Annotated in this window: 24 protein-coding genes; 16 read left to right on the forward strand and 8 right to left on the reverse strand. The window is 39.7% G+C overall.

The window, feature by feature from the left end; translation table 11 throughout:
• Nucleotides 1-4: 4 nt before the first annotated feature.
• A complete protein-coding gene (locus HDE70_RS03510; protein ID WP_183865317.1) occupies nucleotides 5-670 on the reverse strand; it encodes a peptidylprolyl isomerase in 666 nt (221 codons plus the stop codon).
• Between the two features lie 15 nt (nucleotides 671-685).
• Nucleotides 686-1180, reverse strand: coding sequence for a signal peptidase II (lspA, locus tag HDE70_RS03515; protein WP_260159909.1), 495 nt, complete (start codon nucleotides 1178-1180; stop codon nucleotides 686-688).
• Between the two features lie 154 nt (nucleotides 1181-1334).
• Between lspA and HDE70_RS03520 the strand changes: the two genes are divergently transcribed.
• The gene (locus HDE70_RS03520; protein WP_183865319.1) at nucleotides 1335-1799 is read left to right on the forward strand and encodes a low affinity iron permease family protein; all 465 of its coding nucleotides are present in this window, start codon (nucleotides 1335-1337) and stop codon (nucleotides 1797-1799) included.
• A gap of 82 nt (nucleotides 1800-1881) precedes the next feature.
• Here HDE70_RS03520 and HDE70_RS03525 read toward each other — a convergent pair whose 3' ends face one another.
• Genes HDE70_RS03525 through HDE70_RS03535 form a run of 3 tightly spaced genes read right to left on the reverse strand, consistent with a single transcriptional unit; the run spans nucleotide 1882 to nucleotide 5003 of the window.
• Nucleotides 1882-2454, reverse strand: coding sequence for a ferritin-like domain-containing protein (locus HDE70_RS03525; protein ID WP_183888051.1), 573 nt, complete (start codon nucleotides 2452-2454; stop codon nucleotides 1882-1884).
• A 58-nt stretch (nucleotides 2455-2512) separates the two neighbouring features.
• Nucleotides 2513-4147 carry a murein L,D-transpeptidase gene (locus HDE70_RS03530; protein WP_183888053.1) on the reverse strand — a complete coding sequence of 545 codons (1635 nt, stop codon included), beginning with the start codon at nucleotides 4145-4147 and terminating at the stop codon, nucleotides 2513-2515.
• A gap of 34 nt (nucleotides 4148-4181) precedes the next feature.
• Nucleotides 4182-5003 carry an alpha/beta fold hydrolase gene (locus HDE70_RS03535; RefSeq protein ID WP_183888057.1) on the reverse strand — a complete coding sequence of 274 codons (822 nt, stop codon included), beginning with the start codon at nucleotides 5001-5003 and terminating at the stop codon, nucleotides 4182-4184.
• A gap of 184 nt (nucleotides 5004-5187) precedes the next feature.
• On the opposite strand from HDE70_RS03535, the gene HDE70_RS03540 reads away from it, so the two are divergent.
• The 8 genes from HDE70_RS03540 (at nucleotide 5188) to HDE70_RS03575 (ending at nucleotide 13962) form a co-directional block, all read left to right on the forward strand.
• Nucleotides 5188-5808 (forward strand): phosphatase PAP2-related protein, encoded by a 621-nt coding sequence (locus tag HDE70_RS03540; RefSeq protein ID WP_183865323.1) that lies wholly within the window; start codon nucleotides 5188-5190, stop codon nucleotides 5806-5808.
• A 120-nt stretch (nucleotides 5809-5928) separates the two neighbouring features.
• Nucleotides 5929-7389 carry an aminoacyl-histidine dipeptidase gene (locus HDE70_RS03545; protein WP_183888059.1) on the forward strand — a complete coding sequence of 487 codons (1461 nt, stop codon included), beginning with the start codon at nucleotides 5929-5931 and terminating at the stop codon, nucleotides 7387-7389.
• 41 nt (nucleotides 7390-7430) lie between these two features.
• Entirely contained in the window at nucleotides 7431-8621 is a 1191-nt protein-coding gene (gene fabV, locus HDE70_RS03550) for an enoyl-ACP reductase FabV (protein ID WP_183865325.1), read from the forward strand.
• Between the two features lie 393 nt (nucleotides 8622-9014).
• Nucleotides 9015-9533 (forward strand): thrombospondin type 3 repeat-containing protein, encoded by a 519-nt coding sequence (locus tag HDE70_RS27465; RefSeq protein WP_183888062.1) that lies wholly within the window; start codon nucleotides 9015-9017, stop codon nucleotides 9531-9533.
• Between the two features lie 217 nt (nucleotides 9534-9750).
• Nucleotides 9751-10185, forward strand: a complete 435-nt coding sequence (locus HDE70_RS03560; RefSeq protein ID WP_183865326.1) for a MarR family winged helix-turn-helix transcriptional regulator — start codon at nucleotides 9751-9753, stop codon at nucleotides 10183-10185.
• Nucleotides 10178-10603 (forward strand): organic hydroperoxide resistance protein, encoded by a 426-nt coding sequence (locus HDE70_RS03565; RefSeq protein WP_221302000.1) that lies wholly within the window; start codon nucleotides 10178-10180, stop codon nucleotides 10601-10603. Before HDE70_RS03560 ends, HDE70_RS03565 begins: the two co-directional genes overlap by 8 nt.
• Nucleotides 10604-11440: 837 nt before the next feature.
• Nucleotides 11441-12871, forward strand: coding sequence for a chromosomal replication initiator protein DnaA (dnaA, locus tag HDE70_RS03570; protein ID WP_068401097.1), 1431 nt, complete (start codon nucleotides 11441-11443; stop codon nucleotides 12869-12871).
• Nucleotides 12872-12978: 107 nt separating this feature from the next.
• A complete protein-coding gene (locus HDE70_RS03575; RefSeq protein WP_183888064.1) occupies nucleotides 12979-13962 on the forward strand; it encodes a 2-hydroxyacid dehydrogenase in 984 nt (327 codons plus the stop codon).
• Between the two features lie 8 nt (nucleotides 13963-13970).
• Here the strand turns inward: HDE70_RS03575 and HDE70_RS03580 are convergent, their stop codons facing one another.
• Nucleotides 13971-15593, reverse strand: coding sequence for a protein adenylyltransferase SelO (locus HDE70_RS03580; RefSeq protein WP_260159910.1), 1623 nt, complete (start codon nucleotides 15591-15593; stop codon nucleotides 13971-13973).
• A gap of 226 nt (nucleotides 15594-15819) precedes the next feature.
• Here HDE70_RS03580 and HDE70_RS03585 point away from each other — a divergent pair, with 226 nt between their 5' ends.
• Nucleotides 15820-16413, forward strand: coding sequence for an RNA polymerase sigma factor (locus HDE70_RS03585; RefSeq protein ID WP_183888065.1), 594 nt, complete (start codon nucleotides 15820-15822; stop codon nucleotides 16411-16413).
• 4 nt (nucleotides 16414-16417) lie between these two features.
• Here the strand turns inward: HDE70_RS03585 and HDE70_RS03590 are convergent, their stop codons facing one another.
• Nucleotides 16418-18331 (reverse strand): alpha-L-fucosidase, encoded by a 1914-nt coding sequence (locus HDE70_RS03590; RefSeq protein ID WP_183888068.1) that lies wholly within the window; start codon nucleotides 18329-18331, stop codon nucleotides 16418-16420.
• 158 nt (nucleotides 18332-18489) lie between these two features.
• Here HDE70_RS03590 and HDE70_RS03595 point away from each other — a divergent pair, with 158 nt between their 5' ends.
• Entirely contained in the window at nucleotides 18490-19218 is a 729-nt protein-coding gene (locus HDE70_RS03595) for a DUF6515 family protein (RefSeq protein ID WP_183888070.1), read from the forward strand.
• Between the two features lies 1 nt (nucleotide 19219).
• Here HDE70_RS03595 and HDE70_RS03600 read toward each other — a convergent pair whose 3' ends face one another.
• Complete coding sequence (locus HDE70_RS03600; protein ID WP_183888072.1) at nucleotides 19220-20083, reverse strand: alpha/beta fold hydrolase; 864 nt, start codon at nucleotides 20081-20083, stop codon at nucleotides 19220-19222.
• A 95-nt stretch (nucleotides 20084-20178) separates the two neighbouring features.
• On the opposite strand from HDE70_RS03600, the gene HDE70_RS03605 reads away from it, so the two are divergent.
• The 5 genes from HDE70_RS03605 (at nucleotide 20179) to epsC (ending at nucleotide 25603) form a co-directional block, all read left to right on the forward strand.
• Entirely contained in the window at nucleotides 20179-22089 is a 1911-nt protein-coding gene (locus HDE70_RS03605) for an AAA domain-containing protein (RefSeq protein ID WP_183888074.1), read from the forward strand.
• A gap of 243 nt (nucleotides 22090-22332) precedes the next feature.
• On the forward strand, nucleotides 22333-22797 hold the full coding sequence (locus tag HDE70_RS03610; RefSeq protein WP_183865333.1) for a hypothetical protein: 465 nt from the start codon (nucleotides 22333-22335) through the stop codon (nucleotides 22795-22797).
• A gap of 262 nt (nucleotides 22798-23059) precedes the next feature.
• Nucleotides 23060-23770 (forward strand): enhanced serine sensitivity protein SseB C-terminal domain-containing protein, encoded by a 711-nt coding sequence (locus tag HDE70_RS03615; protein ID WP_183888077.1) that lies wholly within the window; start codon nucleotides 23060-23062, stop codon nucleotides 23768-23770.
• A 175-nt stretch (nucleotides 23771-23945) separates the two neighbouring features.
• Nucleotides 23946-24770: a mechanosensitive ion channel family protein gene (locus HDE70_RS03620; RefSeq protein WP_183888079.1), complete on the forward strand. Its 825-nt coding sequence runs from the start codon at nucleotides 23946-23948 to the stop codon at nucleotides 24768-24770.
• 20 nt (nucleotides 24771-24790) lie between these two features.
• Nucleotides 24791-25603, forward strand: coding sequence for a serine O-acetyltransferase EpsC (gene epsC / locus HDE70_RS03625; protein WP_183865336.1), 813 nt, complete (start codon nucleotides 24791-24793; stop codon nucleotides 25601-25603).
• Nucleotide 25604 lies beyond the last annotated feature (1 nt).

Raw genomic sequence — 25604 nt, forward strand, 5'->3', positions numbered from 1 at the left:
TTTTTTAAGGCTTTGTAATTTTGCTGATTTCCTTTTTGCTCAGGATATGGATGGTAAAAGCTTCTTTTTTGAGTGGACGGTCATTTTTATCCGTAGGCACGTTATTAATTGCTTTGGCTACCTCTATTCCCGATACTATTTCTCCGAATACTGTGTAATCCTGATCAAGACGTGGAATACCTCCGGTAGTTTTATAAGTTTCCCGTTGTAAAGCAGAAAATTTTATGCCTTTTTTTAGTTCCAGTTCATCCAGTTGTGCATCAGTCTGTATTTTTCCTTCAACCAGGTAAATCTGATCTAAATAGGAACTCTTTTCAGGATTATCATTTCTGCCAGCACCTAAAGCTCCTTTTTTATGGAACAGTTCTGGTCTTATCTCAGCCGCCAGTCGCTGAACAGGAGTTTGTGGATTGAGTTTCTCTCTATCCAGTATCGTATCATCCAGTTCACCGCCCTGACTTACAAAATTTTTAATAACCCTGTTGAATTCCTGATCTTTAAAAAGCCCTTTTTTTACCTGGTTGATAAAATTATCCCGGTGATTAGGGGTTGCATCATAAAGCATAATCAGGATATTACCTTTGGAGGTACTCAGGCGTACATAATTGGTTTGTGCCTGAACAGTGCAAATCAGGAAAGATAAAATGATAGTCAGGATTGATATTTTCATAAGTTTAAGATAGTGCTAGGTAAATTGAAGTGTACGCTTAACATATAAATGTATAACCAGCATAATCATTCCGATCATAATGGAAACATCAGCAAGATTAAAGATGCCAGTCTTCAGTATATAAAAGTCTATATGCAGAAAATCAGTTACCGAGCCATACAAGAGTCTGTCATACAGATTTCCTAAACCTCCGCCAATTACAAAACAGATACCCAGGACCAGTAAGTTATTGAGCTGGCTATTTCTGAGCAGGTAATAGATCCCATAACAAAGCGCAAGTAGCGGGATCAAGGACAAGAAGATAAACTTTGCAGAGTCTGCCATTGAATCTCCTGTACTCAAAAATGCCCCTGAATTTTCAACTTTGGTTAATATTAAATGATTACCAATCACATTGATCGTTTCATGATAAGCTATGTTTTGACGGGCTGCATTTTTAGAAAGCTGATCGCACCCTGCATTAGCCAGTACAATTAGCAGAATAGATATATTTCTTAAGATAAGTTTCATCCGGACATTGATTTTCGGCATAAACTTAATCCGTTTAGTTTGTAATCTCAAATTTAAACGATTTCTTATGCATGATCGCTGATTTAAATAATAACAGTCAAAACAGAAGTCCGCTCTTGTTGTTATATCCCGGATAAATCAAATTATAACGTTCATGGAAAAGAAAAAAGAATCCTTTTTTGAAAAAATAGCTACAAAGATTACCTGCTGGACAGGAAGCTCAGCTGCATTTGGTATTGCTTTGACTATTGTCATTATATGGGGGATCAGCGGACCGATCTTTAAATATTCTGATACCTGGCAGTTGGTTATCAATACCGGAACCACTATCATTACCTTTATGATGGTCTTTTTAATCCAGAAATCCCAGAATAAGGATTCTAAAGCTATCCAGCTAAAATTAAATGAATTGATTGCTGCCAGCAGACACGCAAGCAACAGAATGGTTGACATTGAGGATCTGACTGAGCAAGAGCTGGATGTACTGCATAAATACTACCAAAAGCTCTCTGATATTTCTGAAGAAGATGATGATATCCATAACTCCCATTCCATAGATGCTGCAACTAACCTGGAAAAAGAGAAAATTGAGCACCGTAAAAAATACCACAATGATTAAATGCAATAAAAATAAATAGTATAAAAAATCCTGAACAGCAAATTTGCTGTTCAGGATTTTTTATACTTAATGCTCAACACTTTTACTCTGCCGCAGCTTCTTCGTTCACATAAGCAGTTGCGATCTCAGTTAAGGCCACATCAGTTGCTTTTTCATTGTCAAGCGTCTGTTGTAATAAAGTAGCTACATCAGTATGTCCCATGTTCTGCGCGAATACAGCTAGTGTACCATAGGTAGCAATCTCATAATGCTCTACCTTCTGGGCAGCAAGGATTAAGCCTGCATCTCTGGTTAATGTACCTTTATCAGTGTCAGCAATGATAGAATCAGCCTCTTCTAATAAACCAGCCATTGCATCACATTTCTTTGCAACAGGTTTGGTATCCAATAAGGCAAATACCTCTTCCAGTGTATCGATGTGAATTTGAGTTTCCTGCGCATGTTTCTCAAATGCAGCTGCAAGTTCAGGACTTGTTGCTGCTTTTTTCATTTTAGGAAGTGCTTTAACCAGGTGTTTCTCTGCCCAGTAAATATCTTTCAATTCGTCTACAAAGAACTCATGGAATTCAGAATCCTTCATTTTACCTGTTTGACCAGCGGTCTTTTTTGAACTCGCTTTTGTAGCTGTGTTAGTTTTTTTCGTTGTAGTTGCCATGTTCTATTGATTTTGAGTAACCATAACCACTCATCTATAGAAAGGTTTATATTTTTTTTTATTTTGCTGGAAACAGCTGCTCAGCCATCTTCTGATCATGGCCATAAATGTCCTCCCTGAAATTAATCAGGCCGTTTTTATCTACCCAGCTGGTAAAATAAGCAATGATTACAGGAACCGGGGTTTTCATCGTTACCCACACCTCTTTTTTAGCGTTCATGGCCTTGTCAATTTTTTCGGATGTCCATTCTGGTCTGTCCGTTAGTAAATATTCAGCTAATGCTTTCGGTTTTGCCAAACGGATACAACCATGGCTAAATGCACGCTTATCTTCCGAAAACAAAGATTTTGCTGGTGTATCGTGCAGATAGATATTATAACTGTTTGGAAATAAGAATTTGACACGGCCCAGAGAATTAGTGTTCCCTGGTTTTTGACGGATAAGCGGGAGCCCGTCACTAAAACCATACTGCTCCATATTTTTCTGAGCCAGGTAATTTCTGTTTTTACGCATGGCAGGCTGAACTTCTGCGCGCACAATGCTTGGCGGAATGTTCCAATACGGGCTGAACACAATATTTTTTAAGGTATTGCTGAAAATGACAGTCTTGTTAGCTGCTTTTCCAACTACAATACCCATGTTCAGCACTTCTTTTTTTGCTTCAAATACATGTAACTTATATTCAGGGATGTTCACAAGAATCAACTTGCCATCCGGCATCAGCGGTGACCAGCGGATTCTTTCCAGGTTGATCAGCATCTGCTGGATGCGGGATTCAACAGGTGCATTTAAAGCTGCCAGTAATAAACGATCTGGTTTCCCGGTTTGTCTGTAGCCAAATTGCAACTGCGCTTTTTTTACTGCTGCGGTTACCTCAGCTGTATAAACAGCGGTAGAATCTTTAATATCCAGATCTCCAAAATCAATCAGCCGCTGCTTGAATTGTAATACTACTGCTCCGGAATCACCTTCTTTGATTGGTTTAAGCGCAGCGGCATCGAGTTGCGGCCAACTTCCTCTTTTTTGAATACTATACCAGCGGATCAGCTCTTTATTCAGCGTTTTATAATAATTATTTACAGGTTCCCACTCCGCTACGCCGGCGCCTTTTTTAGCGACTAACGAATCCAGCAAAGCAACCGCATTGATCTTTTTCCTTGGAATATACCATTGCAGTGCCGCAGGGTCTACTTTTCCGGCATAGGCATTCGTTACAAAATTAAAGAAGTGCTGGGTCAGTTCCAGTTCCAGCTTAACCAAAGCCGGGCTCACCGAAAGAATAGTTGTGTCTTTAGTCATCAATCCACTGAGCTGATTCCGTAATAACAGCTCATTTTCAGAGCTGTCTCTGGAAGTCGAATCATAACTTTTATCCAGTGCATAAAATACCCTGGTTTGTTCTGCCGGTCCTTTTTCTGTTAACCAGGCAAATTGAAAGTTCCGGCTATTGTAAAAGTTCCTCAGCCTTAATGCTGAACTATCTTCTAATTTCGCCCCGATGATATATTTCTCCAGTTCCATACTATCAATTAATAGTTTGGTTACTGCATTTTTAGGCGTAATGGTAATATCTCTGGCTATTTTCTTAACCTCTTTTCGCTGACACTGTATAAAAAATAAAGAAGTCAGGATGATCAATAGTAAAGAAGAGAATCTTGCTGCTGAAAAATTGGAGCGTAACTTTAGTTTCATAAGTATGAATATAAGTAAAACGTTGGAAATTAAATTATTGCGGATCAGGGGTTAGAAAGAATTCATCAACTTTGTGGTTAAATTCATCTTTATGCTCAATTAGTGTTGCATGCCCCGATTCAGGGACAATCCATAATTGTCCTTCGGGAATGTTTTTCGCAATCTGAACCGTATGCTCCGTATTAATTAAGTCATGGTCACCACCAATAATCAAAGCGGGGCATTTGACTTGTTTTAAAGCTGTTAAAGGAATATTAGGTTGATTCCAATCGAGTAAAAATACTTTCCAGTCATTCTTTTCTTTCGCATTGGCAAAAACTTTGTCTTTACCTGACAGGAAAGTTTCCTGTTCAGATTTCCAGAATTCTGGTTTCAAAGCTGTGGAATCAGGCCATAAATTAGCTCCTGTAGCGGCGAGTTTGATCACTTTATCCGGATGACGCATCGCCAGCAGCAAAGCATTGATCCCGCCATCACTCCAGCCCACCACATAAGCCGACTTTACATTTATAGAATCCAGCAGTGCAGCATAATCATCAGCCATCATCTCGAAGCTAAGCGAATCCCGAAGGTCTTCAGATTTACCATGTGCGCGGCTATCTGCCACAATAACCTGGTATTTTTTTGAGAAGTAGGGGATATTACCTGCAAAAGAGCTGATGTCCCCGCCATTCCCGTGGATCATCAATAATGGTTTGCCCGAACCGTAAACTTCATAGTACATTTTAAAACCTCTGATATTGAAGTATTTTCCTGCCTTTTGATTACTGCCGTAATTGATAACCTGACTTTGGCAAGCATTGATCAGTAAGGTTAATACACAGGCAGCACAGATAATCAAGTCTTTTATACGCATGATATTTTAGTATTTATGGCGTTTCTGCTCTGAAACACAATAATCAAATATTGCGATTTTTAAGTTAAAAAGAGGATTTTTACCTGCCTATGTTGGTATTTTGATCAATATTTGCTTCAAAAATATAAAGGCGGGAAAAGTAATATTATATTTGTTGCGACAAAATCTAACCTGATTCATATTAATGCAGAGTAAACAGCTAACCTGGCAGTTCGCCTGGGAATATCCGGCCTTTAGGGTAAAATTTATATTGGGCATCTTAATGATGGTCCTGATACTTTTTTACTTGCAGGATTTTTTCTTGTTTATACAGGCCAGAAACGGCGTTTTGATGCATGACTGGGTACTGCACCGGTTACCTGCTCATGATGTTTCCGATTATATATTCCTGATCCTTTACCCGGCAACTGGATTTTTCATCTGGCGGTTAATTAAGAATTCTTCCATCTGTATGATTGCCTTATGGGGATATATCTTTCTTTGTGTGGCGAGAATGATCACAATTTCACTGATCCCGCTCGATGCACCGGCAAATCTGGTACACCTGAGTGACCCTTTTTCTATCATTTTTTACGGGTCAAATCTGATTACTAAAGATCTGTTTTTTTCCGGCCATACAGCAACCTTATGCCTGGTTGGCCTTTGTTTAGAAAATAAAACTGAAAAGATTATTATTTTCATTGCTACAGGTATATTGGGCATTTTATTATTAGTTCAGCACGTTCATTATACCGCAGATGTACTGGCCGCACCGGTTTTTAGTTATATATTCTGGTACCTTGGCCGGGCAATAGCAAGGATATAATTTTGATAATCCTTAAATTGGCCGCTTTTTAAAGCCGTTTGGTTTTAAACGGTTTATATCTTTACATATAATTTTAACCAGGGAATTTGCCATAGCGGCTTATTTCATATACCCTTTTGAATGGAAGTTGAAAAATTAGAACCTCAGGAACTCTGGAGTAGCTTTGTGAAGCTGAACGCTGTGCCGCGTGCTTCAAAAAAAGAAGAACGTGTCATTGCATTTATGGTCAGCTTTGGAAATGACCTTGGTCTTGAAACCGTGACAGACCGTACCGGGAATGTAATCATCAAAAAACCTGCAACTCCAGGCATGGAAGATCGTAAAACAGTGATTTTACAATCTCACCTTGATATGGTACACCAAAAAAACAGCGATACTGAGTTTAATTTTGACGAACAAGGCATTGAAATGTTCGTGGACGAAGACTGGGTAAAGGCGAAAGGTACCACATTAGGTGCTGACAATGGAATAGGAGTGGCGGCAATTATGGCATTATTAGCCTCAACAACGATCCAGCACCCTGCATTGGAAGCTATGTTCACAATTGATGAAGAAACTGGTATGACGGGCGCTAAAGAGCTTGATCCTGCTAATTTCTCCGGAACTATCCTGTTGAACCTTGATACCGAAGAAGATGATGAACTGACCATCGGCTGTGCCGGAGGAATAGATACCAATACAAACTACATTTATCAGCAAGAATCAGTAAAAGCTTTAAGCACTGCTTTTGAAATTACGATTAAGGGATTAAAAGGCGGGCATTCAGGAATGGATATCCATAAAGGCAGGGCAAATGCAAATAAACTGATGAACCGTTTGTTTTTTACAGCGGCTCAGACTATCGGTCTGCAACTAAGTGCTGTTAATGGCGGTAGTTTAAGAAATGCAATACCAAGGGAATCTGCTGCTGTAGTGGTGGTTTCCAATACGGAAAAATCAGCATTTGAAGCGTTTGTAAAAGAATACACTGCTTTACTTCAGGAAGAATACCAGGCTGTAGAGCCAGCATTAACTGTGGTGATCAGTGAAACTGCTTTGCCAGCACAGGTGATGGTGAATGCAGATTTTAAAAAGATCGTCAATACAATTTACGCGATGCCAAATGGCGTTTTCAGAATGAGCCCTGATATTGAGGGCCTGGTAGAAGCATCCAGTAACTTAGCCAGGGTAATTGTTAAAGATGGTGAATTTATCACCCAGTCTTTACAACGCAGCAGTGTAGAAAGTACTAAAACAGACGTATCCAATGCGATCAGTGCTGCTTTTGAAAATATGGGCAGTGAAGTTTCACAAGACGGAGATTATCCTGGATGGAAACCTGATCCTGACTCTGATATTTTAAGATTAATGGTTAGCCTGTATGAGACTTCTTTTGGTAAAGCACCTAAAGTTGACGCTTGTCATGCAGGTCTGGAATGTGGTATTCTGGGTGGTCACTTACCTGGAATGGACATGATCTCCTTTGGTCCGACGATCAGAGGGGCACATTCTCCGGATGAACGGGCACAGATTTCTTCAGTTCAGAAATTCTGGGGCTTCCTGTTAAGCGTATTGAAAGAGATTCCCAAAAACACTAAATAGAAAAGAATTAATTATTTTAGACCTTCTTTAAAGAACAATTTATGATTATTGCACCAAGAATACGTGGTTTTATCTGCCTGACTGCTCACCCTCAGGGATGTGAGCAAAACGTTGTCAATCAAATTAACTACGTGAAATCAAAAGGAGCTATTGCTGGCCCTAAACGCGTGTTGGTTATTGGCGCGTCTACAGGATTTGGACTGGCATCAAGAATTACCAGTGCCTTTGGATCGGATGCATCTACCATAGGTGTGTATTTCGAAAAACCACCTGCACCAGGAAAACCTGCTTCACCAGGCTGGTATAATACCGCTGCTTTTGAAACTAAAGCTCAGGAAGCTGGTTTATACGCTAAAAGTATCAATGGCGATGCTTTTTCTGATGAAATCAAACAAAAAACATTAGACTTGATTAAAGCTGATTTGGGTCAGATTGATTTAGTAATCTATAGCCTGGCCTCACCACGCAGAACGCACCCTAAAACCGGAGTTGTGTATAATTCTGTGTTGAAACCAATTGGTCAGAGTTTCACTAACAAAACAGTAGATTTTCATACTGGAGTAGTCACTGATATCTCTATTCAGCCTGCAAACGAAGAAGAAATAGAAAATACTGTTGCGGTAATGGGAGGGGAGGACTGGGGTTTCTGGATCGAAGATCTTAAAGCTGCTGGTTTACTTGCTGAAGGTGCAACTACAGTTGCTTATTCTTATATCGGCCCATCTGTAACTGAAGCGGTATACCGTAAAGGAACAATCGGACGTGCTAAAGATGATTTGGAGGCTACTGCTTTCCAGATTACTGAAAAATTAAAAGACCTGAACGGAAAAGCATATGTTTCTGTAAACAAAGCTTTGGTAACTCAGGCAAGTTCTGCTATTCCAGTGATTCCATTGTACATTTCATTACTTTATAAAGTGATGAAAGCAAAAGGAACTCATGAAGGATGTATTGAGCAGATCCAGCGTTTATTCCAGGACAGACTTTATACTGGCGCTGCCATTCCAACTGATGAAAAAGGAAGAATCCGTGTTGACGATTTAGAGATGGATGCTACAACACAAGCAGAAGTTGCTGAATTATGGGCCGGCATTTCTACAGAAAGTTTACCAGAGCTTGGTGACCTTGCTGGTTACAAACATGACTTCCTGAATCTGTTTGGCTTTGATGTAGCCGGAATTGATTATGAAGCTGAAACTAATGAGATGGTAGAAGTACCGGGATTGGTTTAATTTCGGTTTTTAACCTGTTTAAAATAGGGCTTCCATTAAATTGGAAGTCGTAACATCCTGAGCTAAAATGGCTGAATAATTTACTCTGCAAAGTAAATTATTCAGCCATTTTTTTATAATTACTTTTTGGTGAACATTTAATTGAAAATTGTATTGATCCCACCTTATCTGTCGGTCCTTACCCGATATTAAAAGATATATCTAATAAGCAAAAATCATCTATTTGTGTAGTTTTATTTATAAATATATATTTATTGGTAAATAATATATAGTATTTGAATAATATATATTATTTTTATAGTATTGCGCAATTGCATTTTCTATACCATATCAAATCTTATTAAATACTAGATTAATATATATTGTTAACTTTTTTTACTTAAACTCTTAGATATGAAAACTAAAATCGTAGTAGCATCTGCAATGACAGCATTAGTCATTTCATTAAGCTTAAACAATTCCAAAAGCTCAGCTAATTCACATCTGATACTTCAGATGAATGATAGCAACATTATAAAAAAAGCGGTTGATTCTGATAATGATGGGGTTCCTGATCTTTATGATAAGTGCCCTAATACACCAAGAGGCACCACTGTAGATGCTCAGGGTTGTCCTGTTGCACTAAATGAAAGCAGTGATTTGATTTATGCCAGGGTAATTGATTCTGATGACGATGGTGTTCCTGATCTTTATGATAAATGTCCTAATACACCAAGAGGTACAACCGTAAATGCTTATGGTTGTCCCGTTGCGCTAAATGAAAGTAGTGATCTAGCTTATGTCAAAGTAACTGATTCTGATATTGTGGAAATTGATTCTGACAATGACGGCATCCCAGATAAATATGATTGTTGTCCTAATACTCCTGTAGGTACACACGTAGATCCAACGGGCTGTCCGATTAATTTTTAATGTTGTAGAATTTTATTTTTGTTCTTTTACTATAGAGATCAGAATCCAAAAATATTTCTTTAAAATGATCATTGTTTAAAATAGGGCTTTCATTAAGTTGGAAGCCCTATTTTTATAGGAATATTTTTTTAATTTATTGATATTCATTTTGTTGTGTTTTATATTTTGTAAAATTATATTTTGCACAATATAACTACTTGACACCCGTTTAATAGGTATGGAAATGCTTAAACTGGAGCAGCAGCTCTGCTTCCCGATCTACGCTTTGTCAAGACAGATTACCGCTTTGTATCGTCCTTTGCTGGAGAAACTGGATCTCACTTATCCGCAATATTTAGTAATGCTGTTGCTTTGGGAAACCAATAAAATCAGCATTAAGGAAATCGGCGAAAAGCTTTTGCTGGATACCGGAACTTTAACCCCGCTATTGAAAAGGCTGGAACAAAAAAAATATCTGACTAGGAAAAGGAGTGAAGAAGATGAACGGATTGTGCTGATCGAGCTGACCAGTGGCGGGCTGAAATTGAAATATGCCGCTGCCGGAATTCCGGGTGCTTTGTTTTGCGCCCTGGATATTACAGAAGGCGAAATGGTCGGCCTTCAGCAAAAACTAACAGGAATTTTAAATACAATAAATAAACATCATGGATAAAATTGAAAAATTATATACTGCTGAAGCGAGTGCTACTGGTGGTAGAAATGGAAATGTAAAATCATCGGACGGCGTTTTGGACCTGGAAGTAAGAATGCCAAAAGAACTTGGGGGTGGGGCAGGAGCTTATACCAACCCTGAGCAGCTTTTTGCAGCAGGTTATGCCGCTTGTTTTGATAGTGCTTTGAATTTAGTGATCAAGATGGATAAGGTTCAGGCTGGTGAAACTAAAGTTACCGCTAAGGTAAGTATCGGAAAGAATACTACAGGAGGTTTTCAGCTGGCTGTAAAGCTTTCAGTAGCCATTCCGGGGGTAGATGCTGAAGTGGCGAAAACATTGACTGAGAAAGCACATCAGGTATGTCCTTACTCAAATGCTACACGTGGCAACATTGAGGTTGAACTTGAAAATGTTTAAATAAATTTAACTGCGGCCCTTGAATTAAAGAACAGGGTCGTAGTTATCTATTCAAATGACGCTGAAGATTGATTGGAATGACTGTATCTTGTATAGCAATTGTAGGGGTTGTGGCTAGGTTGTGTTGCAATTCCTGTTTTTACTTTATCTTGATTACCCTTACTTTTTACAATTAATGTGGGCAGGTATAATCTCGTTTCTACGGAACGATCTGTTCAAGGATGGTGCTCATGTTATATAGCTTAAAATATCGTTTACAGGGGTCTTATTTTGCTTAAAATGAGCTGGGGCATATTTGCTTTTTACAGGAATGTGTAAAACCCTGCTGCCTTTTTTCTTTTCTATTTTTATTCTTATGATCAGAATTGCCCTGTGAGCTGATTTAACTGTTCACTTTGTTCAATTATCAGGAGATATTTTGGTTATATACTTCAGTTGTTTAATTATTTGATTATTATATTTTGTTTTAAATGAGAGGTATATGTCTGTTATATAAATAATTAGTGAATGACAAATTGTCGCTTCTCTTTTTTTTATTTTTAAAGGTGGCTTGTAAACAGGTCTGAATTAGTCGGCTTTTTTTGGTAACATTGTCCTGTATTAAGGAATGAAAACCGTTAGTTTGAGCAATAGTTATAAACACTGAATTTTCAATGTGGATAAGTTATCCACAAAAAAGACGCTTTTTTCTAGGCTATCGTTTTGCCTGTTAGCGACTTATGAATTAGGTGAGATTTTATGATTTTTTGTTGGTAATTTTTAGGATCTTCGCCCTCCCAAAACGGCAGAGTGTTTGGTCGTTGTTTAAGTCGAATACCATTAATTTATAGAATAACTATGCAAAAAACTTGTACCGAAGTATGGAATAACTGTCTCCAGATTATTAAGGATAATATCCCGGTCCAAAGTTTTAAAACTTGGTTCGAACCGATTTCGGCATTAAAATTGGAAGGCAACATATTAACTGTACAGGTGCCAAGTTTATTCTTTTATGAATGGCTGGAAGAGCATTATGTTGGTTTATTGCGCAAGACAGTTAAACAGCAAATGGGAGAAGAAGGACGTTTAGAGTATAATATTGTGGTAGATAAGTCGTCAAACAGCGGTTCACCCTATACGACCAGTATGCCGTCAAACGGGAATGGGGCTGCTTCAAAAACACAATCAATGCCAGTTCCGGTATCTATTAATAAGGACATTAAAAACCCTTTTATTATACCAGGATTGAAGAAACTGAATGTTGACCCTCAATTGAATTCCCAATATACTTTTGAAAGTTATGTAGAAGGTGACTGTAACCGTTTAGCGCGTTCTGCGGGCTTTGCAGTAGCAGCAAAACCAGGTGCAACTTCATTTAACCCCTTAATGATTTATGGTGCTGTAGGATTGGGTAAGACCCACTTAGTACAGGCTATAGGTAATGAAATCAGGCGTACTTTACCAGATAAACTGGTTATATATGTATCTTGTGAGAAGTTCTGTCAGCAGTTTGTAGAGTCTCTAAAGAATAATACCATCAATGATTTTGTGAATTTTTACCAGGCAATGGATGTAATTATCATGGATGATGTCCATAATTTCGCCGGAAAAGAGAAAACGCAGGATATTTTCTTCCATATTTTCAATCACTTACATCAGTCGGGTAAACAAATTATTATTACTTCAGATAAAGCACCAAAAGACCTTTCAGGTGTTGAAGAACGTTTATTAAGTCGTTTCAAATGGGGGCTTTCAGCTGATTTACAGATTCCTGATCTGGAAACCAGAATCGCGATATTAAGAAAAAAGATGTACGCTGACGGGATTGAACTTCCTTCGGATGTAGTTGAATATGTAGCAAATAACATTGACAACAATGTACGTGAGCTGGAAGGAGCAATGGTTTCCTTATTAGCACAGTCTACATTGAATAAAAAAGATATTGATCTTGGTTTGGCTAAGTCAATGCTGAAAAACTTTATCAAAAATACTACGAAAGAGATTTCAATGGATTATATCCAGAAACTGGTTTGTGAGTATTTTGAAGTACCTGTGGAGATGGTGAAATCACCTACCCGTAAGCGTGAAATTGTACAGGCCCGTCAGATTTCGATGTATTTATCGAAAAGCCTGACTAAATCTTCTTTGAAAAGTATTGGTGCGTTTTACGGTGGCAGAGATCACTCTACAGTAATTTATGCTTGTCAGACGGTTGAGGATCTGATTGATACGGATAAGAAATTCAAAGGGTATGTAAATGATATCCAGAAAAAATTAAAGATGAGCTAGGTTAATCCCTTGTTGAAATAGAAAAAGGCACCCATAGGGTGCCTTTTTTGTTGAATTGAATTTTCTCCGGGTTTTAAAAACCTTATATTCAGCATAAATTAATAAGTATGAAAGTAGCCATTTTTAGTACGCAATCCTATGATAAACAGTATTTTAACCTCGTAAATGAGAGTTTTGACCACGAATTCATTTTCCTCGAACCAGCTTTAAATGCAGACACGGCGATTTTAGCCGATGGATGCCGTGGTGTTTGTGTTTTCGTGAATGACAAGGTAGATGCGAAGACATTGCAAACACTGCATCAGCATGGTACAGATACCATTGTACTGCGCTGCGCGGGCTTTAATCAGGTAGATCTTGATTTTGCTAAAGGATTAGGAATGAATGTATATAGAGTGCCTTCTTATTCGCCTGAAGCTGTAGCAGAACACGCAGTTGCGATGATTATGACTTTGAACCGTAAAACACATAAGGCTTATAACCGGGTAAGAGAGGGTAATTTCTCTTTAGAGCGGTTGATTGGTTTTAATCTGAACGGGAAAAAAGCAGGTATCATCGGGTTGGGACAAATCGGTCTTGCCTTTGCTAAAATAATGCAGGGATTTGGTTGTGAGGTGATTGCATATGATCCTGTAGTGAAAACTGCGCCTTCTTATATCAGCCTGACAAATCTGGATACTTTAATGACAACGGCAGATCTGATTTCAATTCATTGCCCTTTAAATGAGCATACACATCATTTGATTAATAAACAACGCTTTGAGCAGATGAAAAAGGGAGTGATGCTGATCAATACCAGCAGAGGGGCGATTTTAGATACGCATGATGCAATTGAAGCGCTTAAGCAAGGTAAATTAGGCTACCTGGGTATTGATGTTTATGAGCAGGAAGACAAACTTTTCTTCCGGGATCTTTCGGAAAGCCTGATCGAGGATGAACAGATTCTCCGGTTGATGAGCTTCTCGAATGTACTGATTACCGCGCACCAGGGATTCTTCACTACAGAGGCTTTAACAGAGATTGCACAGACTACTTTACAGAACCTGAATGATGCAGAATCAGGCCGGTCTACGGCAAATAAACTGGCCTGATTTCAGGCTTAAGAACTACAGGACAGAGTGGAACTTCCGGGCTGGTCGTTCGCCCATTCTGGTCTTAATTTAAAGAATTCATCATGCGCTGCTGCGTAAGGATTTTTGAGTGCTTCCTGCAATTTTAAAAAGAGGGTTTGCTCTCCTTTTTCCAGTTCTTGTATAGCCTGAAGCAGCAAATAATTTCTTAAAATAAAGCGGGGATTACTTTTTCTCATAAGCTCTTGTGATGCTTCAGGTGAAATTTGGTTCTCGCTGATTCTCTTTTGATAAGACTTTATAGTTTGATAGAGCTCTTGCTGATTTGCTTTGTTAGGAAGCTCATAAAATGAAGGTGAAAAATGAGCTGAAATTAATTCTTCAGTATCAGTTCCGGCAGGGAGAGAAATGAGCAGCTGATAGAAAATTGTCATGTCAGCTTTAAGCAAATTCAGGGTCTTTTCAACCGTTTCAATGAGTTCCTGATCGGTTGCTTTGAACTCATCCAGACCAAGCTTGTCTGCCATCATAGCGTGGTATTTGGAGAAGTAAATGGTCTTGTAATTTTCGAGTGCTGCTGAGAGCTGTTCGGTTTCTTCAAACAGTGGTGCAATGGCGCTCGCCAGGCAGCCTAAATTCCAATAGCCGATGGAGGGCTGGCGGCCATAAGCGTATCTTCTGCCGGGAAGATCTGTGGTGTTTGGTGTAAATTCAGGATCATACTGATCCAGAAAGGAGAAAGGGCCATAATCAATAGTCAGTCCGAGGATAGACATGTTATCGGTATTCATTACTCCGTGAACAAAACCTACCCTGATCCATTCTACCATCAGGCTGGCTGTTTTCTCTACGACCTCTTCAAACCAGGCCAGCGTTTTGTTTGCTCCTGTCAAATGTGGAAAGAACTTATCGATAGTCCATGCAGTCAATTTTTCTAACTGGGGGATCTCCTGTCTTGCAGCAAGCATTTCAAAATTTCCGAAGCGCAGGAAGCTTGGAGCTGTACGCATCACGATTGCCCCTTTTTCATAGGCAGCGTTTCCGTCGTAAAACAAATCCCGTATCACCTGATCTCCTGTAGTGACCAAAGCTAATGCTCTGGTAGTAGGAATGCCAAGATAGTACATAGCCTCACTCATTAAATATTCACGTACAGAGGATCTCAGGACCGCTCTGCCGTCCCCTCTTCGGGAATATGGTGTTGGACCTGCTCCTTTAAGTTGAAGCTCGCAGGTGGCCTTATTTGAGTTTTCCCATTCTCCCAGGGTAATTGCGCGTCCGTCACCGAGCTGTCCTGCCCAATTTCCAAATTGATGACCTGCGTAACAGGCTGCATAGGGATACATGGAAGATGTTGTCAGATTGCCGCCAAGGATGCTGATGTCTTTTTCATCGGGCTTAGCGATTTGAAGTTCTTCAGCCAGTTCATCAGACCAGGCTATTAATTCAGGATTTTTGACTGGGGTAGGTATAGCTTTGCTGTATAAAACGCCGGGAGTTTGTCTGGGTGGAAAATTTCCGCTTTCATCACCATCAAATGTGGTGATAAATTCATTTTTAAACGTTTTTGTACTTAAGTTTTCCATAAAATCCTGCTTCTTTTGAACAGACAAAGGTAGAGCCATTTGGTGGGCTTTAATAAATCTTTCCATTTATTTTATGTTCATTATAAAGAGAGCGTTTGTTACTGTCGTGAATTTTTATTAACTTATAAGGATGTTACCAGGGGGTTGATATGGTGAACAGGATGGAAATTATTTCTGTAAAACCAAAATTATCTCTTTAGAAAATGAACGGAATGAATGGTGATAATCTATTGCGATCGTTATTGTAAGACGGTAAATTTAAATAATTAATCAGGTTAAATTAATTAATTCTATGAACAGAGCCTATAGTCAAAAAATAATGGTGGTTGCCACTGAAGACAAAGTTTCTGTTCGGAGAGATTTCTTTGAAAGAGAAATAATCATGGAATTAAAAGCGCAGAACCAGTTGTCTTTTAATCGGTTATATGTGAAATATGCATCTATGTTATTAGGCGTGATCTCCAAGCTGGTTTCCTCCAGAGAGGTGGCTGAGGATATTTTACAGGAGACTTTTATCAAAATCTGGAAGTCAATTGATCAATATGATGAAGAGAAAGGCAGGTTATTTACATGGATGGCCTGTTTAGCGCGCAATACTGCAAAAGACTATCTCAAAGGGAAGAATTTTGCAAAGAGTATCAGAAATGATGATATCGATAGTGTGTATTCCAAGATTAATAATTTTCATTATTTCAGGTATAATACCGATGTCATCGGCTTGCGTGAGCTGATGGGTGTGCTATCAGACTCACAGAAGCAAATTCTTAACCTGGTCTATTTTCAGGGTTATACGCAGCTGGAAGTCTCTGATAAACTTCATATTCCTTTAGGCACCGTAAAATCAAAAATCAGGCTCGCTGTAAAAGAATTACGGTGCTATTTTTAATGGACTATTTGTAAACCTCCAGTTCTGCAATACGCATGATCCCATTTTCAGTATTTTGTAACCTCAGGTATCTTGCTGTTGTTTTTACAGCCAATGTGATGCGTTGTAAAATCGGGTTAGCCTTAATATTTGAAAATTCTCCTGCTGCAATTTTCTGCCAGTTTTTACCATCTTCACTGCTGAATAATTCGTATTTTTCAATGGCTCCGGTTGCTGTTCCATCCTGTCCGGGTAAGTAACCTACGGCTGAAAATGACAATGGTTTCCCAAAATCAAGGTCAATATAATTACTGCTTTTCGTTTCGAAAAAGGTGGATTTGTTATTGTCTATGCTGTTTTTAAGTGTAAGCTGTGCTGTGGCAGCTGATGTAGATGCTTTCCAGTTTGTTTTGGTGTAGGCATCATTTTGTTTTTGATTCGTCACTGGTTTGAGTGCCGGTTCCAGGTAAAGACCAATCTCACTTAATGTAATAGCTACAGGTGCATAAACATGGATACGGATTTTTGCCGCATTTTCCGGTTGCGGTAAACGGATGATCCGGTTAGCACCAATACTGGTTGCTTTGGCCAGTATTTCCCACCGGTTATTTTTGAAGACATCCACAGTTACACTATCAATCCTTTGTCCGAGCTTAATATTTTCGCGGAGCTGCACGATACTGAATTGTACGGGCTTCTTAAAATCGAGTTGTGCCCAGGCGCTGTGAACAGCATCATCTGTGGCCCAATAACTGTATCTGTCTGCATCGGTCAGGTTAGCGGCGCCAAATGTGCCCGATTGTTTGTTACGTGTATTAGAGAGGCTTATTTTAGCTTCCCTGGCCAGGTTATGTGCGAATACCTGTTGTAGTAATTTTCCGAATGCGGCTAATGTGCTCACATCTTTTGGATGAAGGATTCCTTCGGTCGTTGGAGAAAGTCCAAGGTCGAGCGCTCCGCCATGGCCAACTGATCTGCAATAGATATTAAATAATTCTGCTACAGTTTTTACCTGACCATCTTGTTCAGCATGATAAAACCATCCCGGACGCAGGGATACATCACCTTCAAATGGGATCCATTGTTCTCCGCCCCTTGTACCGCTGCCCAGGTTGGAGTCTTGCAGGAAACCGGGCATTGGTGGTTTATTTCCATTTCCTTTCAGGGTAATTGTAGACCAGCTTGTTTCTGGTGCAATCCCTTTTTCATTGCCTACCCAGCGTACATCAAGGCCTATATCACTAAAGATACTGGCATTGGGTTGTAATTTTCTGGTAATTTCCCAGGTATTCAGCCAATCATAATAAGTGGATTGGTCTACTTGCCTTTTTTCGTTTTTTCCTCCATAAGACCCATCCCCGCCATTCGCGCCATCGTGCCAGCTCATAAAAAGATCGCCGTAATTTGTATAAAGTTCTTTAAGCTGGTTACGATAGGTGGTGAGGTAGGCTGGTGTTCCATAGTCGGGGTTGTTGCGGTCCCATGGGGAGCAATAAACTCCGAATTTCATTCCTGTTTGTTTTGCTGCCTGCTGAAATTCTCTGACCATATCTCCTTTACCGTTCTTCCATGGGCTTTCGCTAATGTTATAGGCGGCAGTTTTTGTTGGCCAGAGTGCAAAGCCGTCATGGTGTTTAGCGACGTAGACGATTCCTTTGAAACCTCCGGATTTAGCTGCACTGACAATTTGAAGTGCATTGAATTTGGAGGGGTTAAATATAGTGGGGTCAGCGTCTCCATATCCCCATTCTTTGTTTTGAAAGGTGGTTGGGGTGAAATGAATAATACAATACATTTCTGTTTCCTGCCATTTAAGCTGCCTTTCTGTAGGAAGAGCGCCATAGGGCTGAGGTGCATTGGTTAAGTGCTGGGCATAAGATCCTGTAGATAACAGAAGGGCCGACAGGGTTAAAAGATGCTGCTTTGTAAATAATTTCATGTTTAATCAATTGGTAAGCCTAAGATAGTATTCTTCCGTTTCTTTCCCTTGATTTGTCACAGTTTTCTCACCTTTTAGTTAAAAAATGAATTGTCCGGAATTTAAAATAATCCTTTTTATTACTGCATAGTCATAAAGCCAAATTGATTCATTTCATTATGAAAACTCTAAGTTTTAAATCGGTAATAGTTGTAGTTGCCTTGCTGGTATTCAGCGGACTGACAACAAGTGTTTTTGCGCAAAGAGGTGGTCGCGGCGGCGGCGGTGGCAGGTCTTTTCATGGTCCCTCAAGAGGCTCATTTGGCGGAGGCGGCTCAGTGCATATCGGCGTTCGTGCCGGTTATCATTACCGTCCGGTTGGTTGGGGGTTTAGAAGACCATATTATTCTTACCGCAGTTTTTACAGGCCTTATTTAGGTTTCGGAATCAGTGTTCTCCCTTTTGGGTATTATCCGTTTTTTTATGGGGATAGCCAGTTTTATTATTCTGGTGGATTATTCTACAGACAGTATGATGATACTTATAAGGTAGTTGTTCCGCCAATAGGGGCTTCAGTTCCTTCGCTTCCTTCAGACGCGCAGCAGGTTGTGATCAACGGACAAACTTATTACGAGTATAAAGGAGTGTATTACAGCGAATCTCAGGATCAGGATGGGAAAACGGTTTATATCGTTGCGGGTAAAGATGGCGTGCTGAATACAGATAATAATGGAAATGACACAACAGACAATGGCCCGCAGATCGGCGATGTAGTTAGCCAGTTGCCTGAAGGTTATAAGGAAGTAATGGTTAAAGGTAATAAATACTATGTTTCTGATTATGGGGTCTATTATGAACAGATTTTTGGTGATGATGGAAAGGTTTCTTATAAAGTGATTGGGAAATAATTTATAAGCCAGCAGAGAAGTAATCTCTGATCAGATCATTAAGGAGTGGGGTGTGCTTGATTAATTTTTCATGCCCTGCTCCTTTGTAGTTTTCAGACTTTATCCATGGCCGCTCTTTTAAAAAGTTACTAAGGTAAGCTGAGTTGACTACAGTGTCGTCTTCATCAAATGCAATCCAGTGGTTCAGGGTGTGATCAAAGTTATAATAGGTATCCAGATCGTAATCGGAAGCTGGCCTGTTAAAGGTGGCTTGAAAAGAGGTGAAAAAGTTGTCTTGCAGGTTTTCAGGTACATTCACGCTATTGAGCATATTGCAAAAGAGTGCTTTTAGTCTGATAACTGGTGCGATACTGATTAATACATCGGGCTTGATGCCTGCTTGCTGGAGTGCAATAACATTTGCCATCGCGCCTAATGAATGTCCGATTACAGTAGATGGCGTTCCGTATTGATTGATAATCTTTTTAATAGCTTCTATATAAAGAATCAGGTTGGATAGTTCTGCTGGTGAACTTCCGTTGCCTGGTGCGTCAAATGCAATAATTTCTACGTCTTCCAGTTTAAGTAATTCTTCCAGCAGGGCGGAGAAATCTGCTGCTTTGGAACTCCATCCGTGGGTAAGCAGTATTTTACGGCTGCCTGTTCCCCATTTAAATCCGTTAAAAACAAGTTCTTGTTTGGTGAAATAGGTATCTGTTACGGATAGCTGAAAGTGTTCGGCTGTATCTAACAATTGCTGCTGTGCTAATCTTAGAGGGATTTTTGGGGCATAACAGATCAATTTCCAGAGTAAATCATCGATTGCTGAGCTTTCCATTTGACTCAGATCTTTTGCTTGCTGATAGATTTGTCTGTAGTTTTTCATCAGGATATAGATAGATTGCCGGCAATATAGGGCTTCTGGTTCAGGAGCTTTTCAAGTGAATGTCAAAATTGAGGTAAACTGCTACCTTTGCAGCAATGGAATATTTCAAAAAACTGCTCGGTTTACTCAAAACTGAACGTGAAGAAGATCAAAATGCTTATCTGAAATTAACGGAATCTTCTTCTGTAGCAGACCGCCGGGCAAATGGTTTAACGTGGTACCCGATTGCAATCAGGGGTTCTGAGATGAGTCGTGGTGATTATCTGACGGTGGAGATGGAGCGTACTTCTCATCAGGATATCAGTCATCAGCTTCGGTTTGGGGCATCGGTAGTGTTGTTTTCTAATCATGATCCAAAGGTTGACCGGGTAGAGGGCGTAGTTTCTCACCAGTCTGGCAATAAAATCAAAGTTACTTTACGGACGGATGAATTGCCTGATTGGTCGCGTGATGGTAAGCTGGGGCTGGATGTACTTTTTGATAACAATAGTTATGATGAAATGCAGAATGCGCTTAAGCTGGCTGGTTCTCCTTTTGAGAAGGAGGAGGATGGAAGACTGGTCAGGATTTTAACGGGTGAGTTGTCTCCTTCGTTCAATAATCAGATTCCTTTGTATCGTATTCCTTCTTTAAATGAGGTTCAGCAGGCTGCGGTGGATAAGATTTTGTGTGCAACTGACCTGGCAATTGTTCACGGGCCTCCTGGAACGGGTAAAACAACAACGCTTGTTCAGGCGATAAAGGCGTTGATTAAGCAGGATCATCAGCAGATTTTAGTGGTCGCGCCAAGTAACACGGCAGTCGATTTACTGAGTGAAAAGTTGGCTGATGAGGGGCTGAATGTTTTGCGTGTGGGAAATCCGGCAAGGGTTTCGGAACGGCTGACGGCTTTGACGCTGGATAGTAAGATGTCTGAGCATAGCAGCATGAAGGAAATGAAAAACCTGAAAAAGCAGGCGAATGAGTATAAGAATCTTGCGCATAAGTATAAGCGGAATTTTGGCAGGGCGGAGCAGGAACAGCGTAAGGCGCTGTTTAGTGAGGCGCATAAGATTATGAAAGAGGTGGGCAATACGGAGCAGTATATTATTGATGACCTGGTGACAAAGGCTCAGGTAATTACGGCAACTTTAGTGGGGTCTAATCATTATACGGTCAGAAATCGTTATTTCCATACGGTAGTTATTGATGAGGCCGGACAAGCACTTGAACCTGCTTGCTGGATACCTGTTTTGAAGGCTGAAAAGGTGGTTTTTGCGGGTGATCATTGCCAGTTGTCGCCTACGGTAAAGTCTAATGTGGCTGCGAGAAATGGGCTGAGCACTACTTTATTGGAGAAGTGTGTGGGTTTGCATCCTGAGGCGGTAGTTCTTTTAGAGGAGCAGTACAGGATGAATGAACAGATTATGGGGTATTCTTCCAGGGTTTTTTATGAGGATAAGATGAAGGCTCATGTTTCTGTAGCTACCCGCGTTTTAATGGAGGGGGAAGGGCCTGTGGAGTTTGTGGATACGGCGGGTTGTGGTTTTGAGGAGAAGTTGGAGGGAACGAGTACGACGAATCCTGAGGAAGGGGTGTTTTTGATAAAGCATTTAACGCAGCTGGTGAACAGGGTGAGGGATAGTGGGGTGGCTTTGGCCGATTTCCCTACGATTGCAGTGATTTCGCCTTATAAGCAGCAGGTGTATTTGTTAAAGGAGCTTTTGCTGAATGCGCCGGAGTTAATGGTTTATGGGGACAAGATAGCGGTGAATACTATTGATAGTTTTCAGGGACAGGAAAGGGATATCGTATATATAGGGTTAACAAGGAGTAATAGTGAAGGGGTAATCGGGTTTTTAGCCGATGTGAGAAGGATGAATGTAGCGGTTACCAGGGCAAAGAAGAAGTTAGTGGTGGTGGGGGACAGTGCGACGCTTTCCAGGTCGGAGTTTTATAGTGGGTTTATTGGGTATGTGGAAGGGTTTGGGGGGTATAGGAGTGCGTGGGAGTTTGTGGAGGGGTAATCATTTTAAAAAAATACAAGCTATGTGAGGCCGACATTGCCTTCGCCGAAGAGGCTCGGAATGAATGTCCTCACATTAGCTTGTATTTTTTTAAACTGATTATCTGGTTGGTTGGTGTGGTGGAGGATTAAAGAGGATTGTTATAGTTAGTGGAAAATAGCAATTTATTGTTATTTTTTTAGGTTTATTCTGAGGTTAATTTTATTTATATAATAAAGTATTAACTGATTTTAAATTTAAAGTATGAGAAAACCACTACTTATTTTGATTATGGCATTTTTAATGCTATCTGCTTTTATGGCTTGCAGAAAAAAAACTACTGGTTGCCATGATTCTGCTGCTACGAATTATGAGCCAAATACTGATGAGAGTTGCAGCTCCTGCTGTATTATTCCTAAACCAAAGGGAGCTCTGCTCATCTGGACAAATATGGATGATATGTTCGGATGGGGCTTTGGATCATTTTATCTTAATATTGATAATGGTGGACTAAAATTACTCAATAGATATTATGTGACACCACCGGTAAATTGTGTAAATCAAATTGGTGGCTATTACTATCTTGATGAAGGTGATCACTTTTGCCAGATTTATGGGTATGATGGTACAACTCTTTTACAACAAGGAACTCTAACTGTTAAGGGGAATCAATGTAATATGATGCAATTGCATCCTATGGGCGCAAGAGGAGTAGCCTGGCTAAGATGAAAAGGCTATAAAACTTCTTAAAGTCAATTCTGAAATTGCGGTGCTGGAAAATTAATGAAATGAACAGAGAAAGAACAGAAGTCACGGATAGGGCTTTAGGGGCTTGTTTTAAGGGCATTATATTGATTTATTATCAGGAAAGGATAATTTTTTTTTAGGTATTTCTTTTTATTGCCTTTTATAATTCCATATATTAGATCTTAAGGTTTGGTAATCAGTGTTTTGTTTGGGAGATAGACCAAAGCCCTGAAAATATATATGTATGGGATTATTTGATTTTTTAAATACCAATGAGAATGATGCTGATGAACGTGGAGACGATCATTCTTCTTATTCCAGAGGTACTGACATGGGGTTTATCGAAAATCTGGTTAACTTATTTGCAACTAAACCTGCTGTGTCAAAGGCCTATTTTGGTTTGTTGTATGATGAGGAAAAGGATGATAATGATCTGTTTTTGGCGGTAGCGCATCTGGGGGATGGGGAAGGACTGAAAAAGTTGACGCATTATATCAAAAAGACATTTTTGCCGGATGTTCCCTTATTTTATACTTCAACGGTTGATCAACCGGAATTACTGGACTTTATTGAGGGAAGTAATTTCCCGTTTTATGTAAAGGACAAGCCTCAGCCGCTAAGTGTACTGGTAATGAAACAGTGGTTCGATCCTTCTTATAAGAAAAGTTTTGTGGAAAGGATCAAGCTTTCAAAGGTCACTTCTCTTTTTAAGGATTTTGATCCGCTGAGTAATGGGATCGATTTTCAGACTTTTGTAAGGGACGGGAGAGAGTTTATCCCCTTGTTCTCTACTAAAGAAATGGTATTCAAGAGCGGGATGACCGAAGTGCCAGGCGATTTGACGGTAGCAGAATTCGACTGGCGAAGTATTGATGAAGCAATTGACGGGAGTTTGAAGTCGCATTTTTTTGTTCTTAATCCTGGTACTTCTTTCGAGGTAGAGTTTGTTACTTAGGAAGATCATGGGCTGTAATGCTGATCTGACGTTGTTATGATACCTTTTCTTTTTATACAAAAAAATAGATATGTATCTTTAAAAAATATTGGAGTCTGTTCGAAGTTTAGCTGATAAATTTTAAACAGGCTTCTTTTTTTAGGTCTCCTCTAATCAACATTACGTTTATTGACAAATGAATAGAATTGAAAATTATGCAGCAGTGTTTTCTGAAAGGATCATCAGTGGTCTGCCAAACTTTATTCTTGCTATAGTTACTCTTTTAGCCGGTATCTGGCTGATCAAATGGTTTCTTGGTTTTATACACCGCCGCTTTCAACGAAATACGGTTGATATTTCTTTGAGTGAGTTTTTAGTCAGTATTATCAGGGTCATCCTCTATATTTTACTGGTTATTTCGTGCGCTTCAATGATAGGGATACAAACGAGCTCTTTTGTTGCGGTTCTGGCTTCGGGTGGTCTGGCTGTTGGCCTGGCTTTACAGGGCAGTCTTTCCAATTTTGCAGGTGGGGTCCTGATCTTGCTTTTTAAGCCTTTTAGGGTCGGTCATAATATTAGTGCTGCAAATAATGTCTCGGGAACGGTACTGAAGATCGATATTTTATATACAACGTTAAAGGCGGGCAATGGTACAACGATTTATGCACCTAATGGCCCGCTGGCAAATGCGGTAATCAATAATACCTCGGATAATGAGATCCGCCAGGCAGAGTATAAGATTAGTATTTCTTTTGATACAAATATTGATAGTGCACGTAAGGTGATACTGGGGGTGCTGGAGAGTGATGGGTTAATCCTTAAGGACCCTAAGCCGGTCGTACTGGTTTCTTCACTGGAAGATAGTGCGGTAGTATTGTTAGCGAGGGCATGGGCACCAAATGGGAACTTCTGGGCTGTTTATTATGATAACTATCAAAAGATCAAAGAGGCATTAGAAAAGAATCAAATTATTTTATCAAAAAAAGCTGAGGTATATGTGATGACAAATCGCGTATCTTAAACATTTAAAATCCACCTATAATGAACGAAGAATTTTATCTTCATATCTACAACAAACAAAGCCAGATTGAAGCCATACCATCTAACCTTGAAATCGCGGAATGGGCCGTAAGCCTGTTAAATTTAGTTTATCCGGAAAGATTAACTAATCCTGCACATACGTTAGAGGAAATTAAGGGTTATTTTAGTCATTCTGAACAGGAGTTACTTCATATTTTACAGAAAACAAAGGCTTGTACGGCTTGTAATCATCACATTATTGCGGAGACTTTTTACAATGAGCTTCCGGAGTTATTCCGTCAAATGAATACGGATGTTACGGCTACACTGAGTGGTGACCCGGCGGCAAGAAGTGAATTCGAAATTATCAGGACTTACCCGGGTTTTCTTGCTATATCAATTTATAGAATCGCTCATAAGTTACTGAAAATGGGTATTCCTTTGATTCCAAGGGTACTCACTGAGTATGCGCATTCGGCAACGGGCATTGATATCCATCCGGGAGCTGAAATCGGAGAGTATTTATTTATAGATCATGGTACTGGTTTGGTGATTGGGGAAACAACGAAAATTGGTAACCATGTGAAACTATATCAGAATGTTACGCTTGGAGCACTGAGTGTGGAGAAATTCATGGCGAATACTAAAAGACATCCCACAATCGGGGATCATGTGATCATTTATTCGGGTGCAACTATCTTAGGCGGGGATACGGTGATCGGAGAGCGCAGTGTGATCGGTGGAAATGTATGGCTGACCAAGAGTGTTCCGCCAAATTCAACGGTATATCATCAGTCGGCAATGAAAGTGATAGAAACAAAAAGCAAAATTTAAG

It is taken from the genome of Pedobacter cryoconitis (genome assembly GCF_014200595.1).
In the GTDB taxonomy this organism is placed as follows: domain Bacteria; phylum Bacteroidota; class Bacteroidia; order Sphingobacteriales; family Sphingobacteriaceae; genus Pedobacter; species Pedobacter cryoconitis_C.